Origin of the sequence: Daeguia caeni, from assembly GCF_042653845.1 — a bacterium.
Taxonomy (GTDB): Bacteria; Pseudomonadota; Alphaproteobacteria; order Rhizobiales; family Rhizobiaceae; genus Brucella; species Brucella caeni.
Genome location: NZ_JBHSEL010000092.1, coordinates 1 through 6,803, shown reverse-complemented (window position 1 = coordinate 6,803; position 6,803 = coordinate 1). Strand labels below are relative to the sequence as shown.

The following is a 6,803-nucleotide window of genomic DNA, read 5'->3' as shown; positions in this document are numbered from 1 at the left end:
CATCTGATCCTCCGTAGTTTTTGCAAACATAGAGAATCATAAACTACTGAAATCGCTAAACTTAATTTTAGGTCGGGCTCTTAGATAATTAAAAATACGAAATATTTTTTAAAACTAATTTGCATTTTTGAAAACAACATTCCAATTATATGTAATAGGATCAACATTATGGGGTAAATGGAATGAGTGATCTGATCCAGCCTATCCGTGGTTCCAAGGGGGCAACAATTCTCGGACCACGAAATCCTGCAGTTGAAGCGCAGAATCCGGACATTCTGCTGCCGCCGGAAACTGACCATGGTGGTATTCCGAATCTGAAATTCCCGTTTGCCATGGCGCATAACCGTCTTGAAGATGGTGGCTGGGCACGTGAAGTAACGCAGCGCGAAATGGGAAGCATGAAGGAGCTTGCCATTGTCAATATGCGCCTTCCGGCAGGCGTTGTGCGCGAGCTGCACTGGCACAAGGAAGCCGAATGGGCCTATGTCCTGAAGGGCAAGGTTCGTTTCTATCTCGTGGACGACAAGCGCCAGACGCTGGTTGAAGATCTGGAGCCGGGTGATCTCTGGCTTGCACCTGCAGGCTTCCCGCATGCCATCCAGGGCCTTGAGGAAGGTACGGAATTCGTTCTGGTTTTCAATGATGGCAACTTCTCGGAAAACCAGACTCTGCTTGTGACCGAGCTCTTTGCCCATCTGCCGAAGGAAGTTCTGGCCAAGAATTTTGGCGTTCCTGCCGAAGCCTTCAACGGCATTCCGGCTTCGGAAAAATATATTTTCCGTCAGCCGGTACCGGCACCGCTTGAAGAGGTCAAGCGTGATCTGGGTGCGGTGAACTTCACCGACAAATATGTCTTCCGCGCATCAAAGATGCCGAAGAATGTGTTTGAGGGTGGTGCGACCCAGGTTGTTGACAGCCGCAATTTTGAAGTCACCAATCTTGCCGCACTCTTCATCGATCTTGAGCCGGGCGCAATGCGCGAAGTCCATTGGCATCCGGATGCAGACGAGCTGCAATATTACATCAGCGGCAAGGCGCGCATGACCGTCTTTGATGCGGTCAACAATGCGCGCACCTTTGACTTTGTTGCCGGCGATGTCGGTTATGTACCAAAGACGCTTGCGCACTATATCGAGAATATTGGTGATGAGCCTGTTCGCGTCCTCAACGTATTCCACACTGGCGAATACAAGGATGTCTCGCTCAACAACTGGCTTGCCCTGACGCCACAGGAGCTCGTCAAGGGTCATCTGGATATTGATGAACCTTTCATGAGCTCGCTGCGCAAGGAATACAAGACCGTCGTCAAGGGCTGATCCAGCCTGATCATGGGCAAGGTGGCATGCTGCCTTGCCCGTTTATGCTGCGTGGATGGGGGGATTGCGTCATCCATGCGCTCACTCATACCAATATGAGGGAAGCCAGTTCTTCCCGGAGGGCGGATCATGGAAAACTTTATGCAACAGATGTTGGTATCAGACCTGATACCAATCTTTGTCGTCATGATTTTGGGCTATATGGCGGGTAAGAAACATGTCTTTGCGCCAGAACAGGCCCAGATATTCAACAAGCTGGTTCTGGATTTTGCCCTGCCGGCAGCCCTGTTCGCTTCGATTGTGCGGGCTGACCGCGAAATGCTGTTCCAGAACACGACGTTAAGTCTCATTTCGTTGGTTGGCCTGGTTGCGCTGTTCATGACGTCATATGTCACGATCATGATGTTCTTCAAGCGCACCAAGGCAGAAGCAGCCGTCTGTGCCCTGATTGCCGGTTCGCCGACGATCGGATTTCTTGGCTATGCAGTCCTGGATCCGCTTTATGGCACTGGCGTTGAAACGGGCCTTGTCGTGGCAATCGTTGCCATTGTGGTCAATGCGGTCACCATTCCGATCGGCCTTTATCTGCTGAATGCTGGCGGTGGCGGCAATGATGGAGGCCCAAAGGAATCGAACTCCAGCGCACTCATTGATGCACTCAAGGAGCCTGTCGTCTGGGCGCCGATTCTGGCCGTCATCCTCGTGCTGCTTGGCATCAAGGTTCCGGCTGTGGTTGACCCGAGCTTTGCGCTTCTGGCAAAGGCCAATTCCAGTGTTGCCGTCTTTGCTGCGGGTCTTACGCTTGCAGCCTACAGTATCGAGCTCGACAAGGAAGTTGCCTATAACACCTTCTTCAAGCTGGTTCTCATGCCAGGCGTCTTCCTGATCGTCGGTTGGCTGTGTGGTCTGGACTCAACCGTACTCCAGATGCTTGTCTTGAGTGTTGCCCTGCCACCGGCATTTTCGGGTATCATCATTTCCAGCAAGTATCAGGTCTATACGCGCACCGGCACATCCTCGCTCGCCGTCAGCGTGCTTGGCTTTGTCATTGCAGCACCAGTCTGGGTCTATCTGGCAAAGTGGATCACGTCCTGACCGGTCCCATTGTCTGCTGCCGGCATGTAGGCTGGCGGCAGACAGACCCCTGTACATGGGGCGGGGCTGATGTCTGCGGGATGGCATGGAAGTCGTCGCCATCATTGGTGCAGGTAATTGATTTTTATGAATGTGTAGCATCAGCATTCCGGTCATAAGTAAATCATCGCATGAATGCCGGCGACATGATGCTGCAATGGTAACAAGGTCGCATCGAGCATGGTTGGGAGGATGAAACATGAATAAGACACTTGGAAGCCTGGTGCAGATCGCAGGGACTGTGATCGTATTGGTGGCGCTTGTCGTCTGGTTCTTTTTTGATCAGCAAGATCTTGGGCTTGTCCCGGCTGAACCAGCTGCGGTCGAAGAGGCAGGGCAGGCGTCAAACCTTCTTCTGGTCTGCATCATGGCAGCCGTTGGCGTGATCCTGTTCATCATTGGTGGCAAGTTCAAGAAGCAGGGCTGAAAGCACTCAATCGTGCATTTGTGCCAGCCGCCTTGCTCAATATCCCGGCAGCGGCAAACTCTGATGCCGGGTTCGGTTATCGCATTGCGCGGTGGCAGGCGGATAGAGTGCCAGATAGAGTGGATGTGCATGACACAAGAAACAGGTGTCATGCTGCTATCCAGGAAATTTGATGGATTATGGAATGAAACATTAAATTATGCGCGTCATAAGTAAACCATTTTACATTTCTAATTCAGTATTCATAATGTTTGTGGATGAGTGTAACCAGTAAAAGCATAAAATATGCTGAGATGGGGCATTATGGAAAAAGAACCAGAAGGCATAGAGAATTATGAAGGTCCGGCAGGCGGTTGGGGTGCGCTCAAAGCTGTTGCCGAAGCCATCAAGGATCAGATGGGGTTGAGCCCCAAGACGCGCGCGCTTCTGGATATGAACCAGCCTGATGGATTTGACTGCCCTGGCTGCGCCTGGCCTGATCCGAAACACACCTCGTCGTTCGATTTTTGTGAAAACGGCGCCAAGGCAGTTACTTGGGAGGCAACCCCCAAAAGGGTCGAGCCGCAATTCTTTGCCGAGCATACGGTCTCGGAATTGTGGAACTGGAGTGACCATGACCTTGAGAATCAGGGGCGCCTGACGACGCCGCTGCGCTACAACCGGGCGACAGATCGTTTTGAGGCTGTCAGTTGGGACGAAGCCTTTGCTGTCATTGGCAAGCGCTTGCGCGCGATTGCCGATCCAAATCAGGTTGAATTTTACACATCCGGCCGTGCTTCCAATGAGGCTGCCTTCCTGTTCCAGCTTTTTGCGCGTGAATATGGCACCAACAATTTCCCCGACTGCTCCAATATGTGCCATGAGGCAACCAGCGTCGGCTTGCCGCGCGCCATTGGCGTAGGCAAGGGCACGGTGACATTGGAAGATTTCGACCATGCCGATCTCGTCATCTGCATTGGGCACAATCCGGGCACCAACCATCCGCGCATGCTCGCGACGCTGCGTGCGGTCTCATTGCGCAACAAGCCGATCATCGTCATCAATCCGATGCGTGAGCGCGGGCTTGAGCGGTTTGAAAACCCACAGTCGCCGGTGGAAATGCTTACTGACAGCGCAACGCGCCTTGCCTCGTCCTATCATCAGGTTCGGGTTGGCGGCGATGTTGCGGCCATCAAGGGCGTGATGAAGGCACTTCTTGAAGAAGATGCCTTGCGCGTTGCCAAGGGTGAGGAAAGCCTGCTTGACCGTGATTTCATAGCCAATGAAACGGTTGGCTTTGACGCGCTCAAGGCTGATATTGAAAACACCCCCTGGGACAGGATTGTTGCGCGTTCAGGGCTGACGGAAGCTGCGATCCGCGACATTGCACGTGTCTACTGGTCTTCATCCAATGTCATCATCTGCTATGGCATGGGCATTACCCAGCATCGCCATGGCACGGAAGCCATCCAGCAATTGACCAATCTCCTGTTCTTGCGCGGTAATATGGGCCGGCCCGGTGCTGGCATCTGTCCGCTGCGCGGTCATTCCAATGTGCAGGGAAACCGCACCGTCGGCATTACCGAAATTCCGTCGGAAACCTTCCTGTCACGGCTGGATCAGGCCTTTGGCATCAAGAGCCCAAGGCAGCATGGCCATAATGCGGTCAAGGCTGTCATGGCCATGCGCGATGGCACGGCAAAGGCCTTTATCGGGCTTGGCGGCAATTTGGCTGTTGCCATGAGCGATCCACAGGCAACCTTCCCCGCCTTCAAGGGGTTGGATCTGAGTGTCCAGATCTGCACTAAACTGAACCGTACCTGTCTGCTCACGGCAGAGGAAACGCTGGTTCTGCCATGTCTCGGACGCAGTGAGCAGGACTATCAGGCAACAGGGCTGCAATTCATCACGGTTGAGGATTCAATGTCGATGGTTCATGCCTCAACCGGACGCCTCAAGCCTGCTTCCGAGCAGCTTAAATCGGAGTGCGCCATCATTGCCGGCATTGCCAAGGCTACACTCCCGCAAACGGTCGTGCCGTGGGATGCGCTGATCGGAAATTATGATCTGATCCGCGACAAGATCGAGGAAGTGCTGCCAGACTTCTACGACTATAACAAGCGTGTGCGTGTTCCGGGCGGCTTCCGCCTGCGTGTCGGCGCCTCGAAGCGCGAGTGGGACACGCCCGACAGGAAGGCGCATTTCCTGGTCATGGATTCCATGGTGGAAGATGAACCGGCAAATGAGGCAAAGCTGACATTGATGACAGTGCGCGCCCATGACCAGTATAATACCACGGTCTATGGCATGAATGACCGTTATCGCGGCATTACCGGCCGGCGCGATGTGCTGTTCGTCAATGCCGATGACATTGCAGAGCTTGGATTCAATAATGGCGATGTTGTTGATGTTGTTGCAGGCGATCGTGTCCTGCCGCGGCAGACGCTTGTCGTCCATGCGATCTCTCGTGGCTCCGTTGCTGCCTATTATCCGGAAGCAAACTGTCTGATCGGCCTTGAGGATGTGGATCCGGAAAGCTGGGTTCCGGCCTATAAATCCGTGCCGGTCGAGCTGCGTCGGGCTCAGTGAAGAGATCTGCTGCAATCACCTGTCCCCGTGTGTGAAGGCTCGATCAGGGGGCCTTCCACCATGCAAAGGCAATGAGAGCCGTTCCAGGAAAGCGGGAACCGGTTTTCGTCCGGCACTGCATAAAACAACATGTCAGAGCAATTCATCGGTTTCATGAAAATCTGGATTGCTCTGGTTGCGCAGTCATGCCCAATCATGCATTGCGCGATTGGCCAGTATGAATTGAGCGCTCGACCATAAAAAAGGCCAGCGAACTGTGCCGCTGGCAAGGGCGCGGGTGGCTTATGCCCGCGGATTGCTGTCTGGCTATTTCCAGACGAGATCCTTGGCATTTTCCGGGTCGTTGCGGATTTCCATGGCATGGTTGCAGCCTTCTTTCAGGTTTTCACCCAGAGCTGCCATGTCGCCGCCAACCATGATGCCAAACACGATGGCAAGATGCTTGTCGTGATAGTCCTTCTGCTCGGCAGATGCCTTCTCATCCTTGTGCAGGGTCAGCGACTGGAATGCGTCGATGAACTTGTGCTGATCGACAACAAATCCATGGCAGACATTGCCGACCGCCACCTGATAGGCAAGCAGATTGAATTTGGCCGTCTGTTCTGGTGTGAGAATGCCATGCAGCAGCGCCACGACATGTTCACGGACAAAGCCTGCCTTGGGCAGTTCCTGCGCCGTAGCACTTGCGCCGGCAAGAAGCAGGGAGGCGAGAGCCGGGAGAATTAGCTTTTTCATCATACGCATCATTGTCACCCGAAGATCTTGCGCGTCCAGCTTGGTATCAGATGGCCGTGCTGATTGGTGCATGTCCGCTGTGCCGGGTAGCAGGTAATATTGGGCGCCGGGCTGAATGGCGGGCCATAGGCTGCGGGGCCGGGCGGCGGCGGAGGCGGGAAGGCAGGGCCACCATAATAGGGACCCGGATAGGGCGGTGGCGGCGGAGGCGGCGGGGTTGGGCCATATGGGTTGTAATACGGATTTGGCCCCGGCGGCGGTGCTGGCGGGACCGGATAGTGTTCGTGTCGGTGCTGATGCGAAGCGGCTGCAAGAGCCAGGCCACCGATCAGCAGACCGCCAATGATTGCATCTGCCGCATCATTATTATGATGATGGGGCGGCGGCGGTGGTGGGCCGGGCTGGCGAGGCTGCTGTGCCAATGCAGGTTGCAGGGCAAGTGAGCATATAAGCGGTGCAACCCAAAGAAGCGATGCTTTTTTCATAAATGACCCTATGTAGCAAGCATGGTCAGTGACGATAGAATCGTTCGACCAATTCTAACGCACAATAAGAAAAAGCATATAAGAGCCCGACCGAAAATTAAGTTGAGCGATTTCAGTAGTTTATGATTCTCTATGTTT

General features: G+C 53.9%; 6 protein-coding genes. 4 read left to right on the top strand and 2 right to left on the bottom strand.

Annotated features, from left to right (window positions below; genetic code table 11):
* Positions 1-182: 182 nt before the first annotated feature.
* The 4 genes from ACFO1V_RS09825 (at position 183) to ACFO1V_RS09810 (ending at position 5,445) form a co-directional block, all read left to right on the top strand.
* Positions 183-1,316, top strand: a complete 1,134-nt coding sequence (locus tag ACFO1V_RS09825; protein ID WP_374834596.1) for a cupin domain-containing protein — start codon at positions 183-185, stop codon at positions 1,314-1,316.
* 141 nt (positions 1,317-1,457) lie between these two features.
* Entirely contained in the window at positions 1,458-2,411 is a 954-nt protein-coding gene (yfdV, locus tag ACFO1V_RS09820; protein ID WP_374834594.1) for a transporter YfdV, read from the top strand.
* Between the two features lie 238 nt (positions 2,412-2,649).
* Positions 2,650-2,877, top strand: coding sequence for a hypothetical protein (locus ACFO1V_RS09815; protein WP_374834592.1), 228 nt, complete (start codon positions 2,650-2,652; stop codon positions 2,875-2,877).
* Between the two features lie 300 nt (positions 2,878-3,177).
* Entirely contained in the window at positions 3,178-5,445 is a 2,268-nt protein-coding gene (locus ACFO1V_RS09810) for an FdhF/YdeP family oxidoreductase (protein ID WP_374834598.1), read from the top strand.
* A gap of 306 nt (positions 5,446-5,751) precedes the next feature.
* Here the strand turns inward: ACFO1V_RS09810 and ACFO1V_RS09805 are convergent, their stop codons facing one another.
* Both ACFO1V_RS09805 and ACFO1V_RS09800 read right to left on the bottom strand, forming a co-directional pair.
* A complete protein-coding gene (locus ACFO1V_RS09805; RefSeq protein ID WP_374834590.1) occupies positions 5,752-6,180 on the bottom strand; it encodes a hypothetical protein in 429 nt (142 codons plus the stop codon).
* 14 nt (positions 6,181-6,194) lie between these two features.
* Positions 6,195-6,602 carry a hypothetical protein gene (locus tag ACFO1V_RS09800; RefSeq protein WP_380075095.1) on the bottom strand — a complete coding sequence of 136 codons (408 nt, stop codon included), beginning with the start codon at positions 6,600-6,602 and terminating at the stop codon, positions 6,195-6,197.
* Positions 6,603-6,803: the final 201 nt, after the last annotated feature.